2 pseudogenes are annotated in these 680 nt (G+C 67.5%); both read right to left on the reverse strand.

Going from position 1 to position 680, the window contains the following annotated elements:
• Window positions 1-350 (reverse strand): annotated as a pseudogene (locus ACU8YC_RS25325) (DUF1445 domain-containing protein); the annotation flags it as partial.
• A gap of 5 nt (window positions 351-355) precedes the next feature.
• Window positions 356-680, reverse strand: a pseudogene (locus tag ACU8YC_RS25330) (allophanate hydrolase subunit 2 family protein); the annotation flags it as partial.

The following is a 680-nucleotide window of genomic DNA, read 5'->3' on the forward strand; positions in this document are numbered from 1 at the left end:
AGGAAGGCCACCATGTCGTCCTCCCAGGAGGGCGTGATGTCCTGCACCTCCTGATCGAGCTCGCCATTGCGGTAGATGCGGTAGCGCGGGAAGTCCGTGCGGATATCGGCGCCTGGCGCCGCGTGCCGTGGCTCGAAGCTCCCCGGGTCGGTGACGTCCAGCAGCGGGCAGGGTTTGGGGTTGCGCTGGCAGAACAGCAGGAAGTCGTAGGCCAGCTCACGCCGCACGATCATGAGATTGGCCTGTGCATAGCCATTGGCCAGGCCGGCGGTCGGGCCGTCGAATTCGCCCTGGCGAATCCGCTCGCGCAATGCCGCGGGGGACAGGTCTCGGTAGGCGGTCAGGTTCATATCCATCACTCCGTCGTGGTCCGTTGCCAGCTGGCGAGCAGCCGCCGCTGCTTGCGTTGTGCGCGTTCCAACGCCACCGGCTTCAGGCGCAACACGGTGCCGGGCATGCATTGGGCCAGCTGCGCGACTGCCAATGGCGTGAGTGCGCCAAGGCGCGGGTAACCGCCGATGGTCTGGCGGTCATTGAGCAGGATGATCGGCTGACCGTCCGCCGGAACCTGAATAGCGCCCAGCGGCACGCCTTCGGAGATCATGGCCGAGCGCGCGCAGCGCAGGGTCGGTCCCAGCAGGCGAACACCCATGCGGTCGGCGCGCTGGTCGACGGTCCAG

Source organism: Citrobacter sp. VF227, from assembly GCF_052950715.1.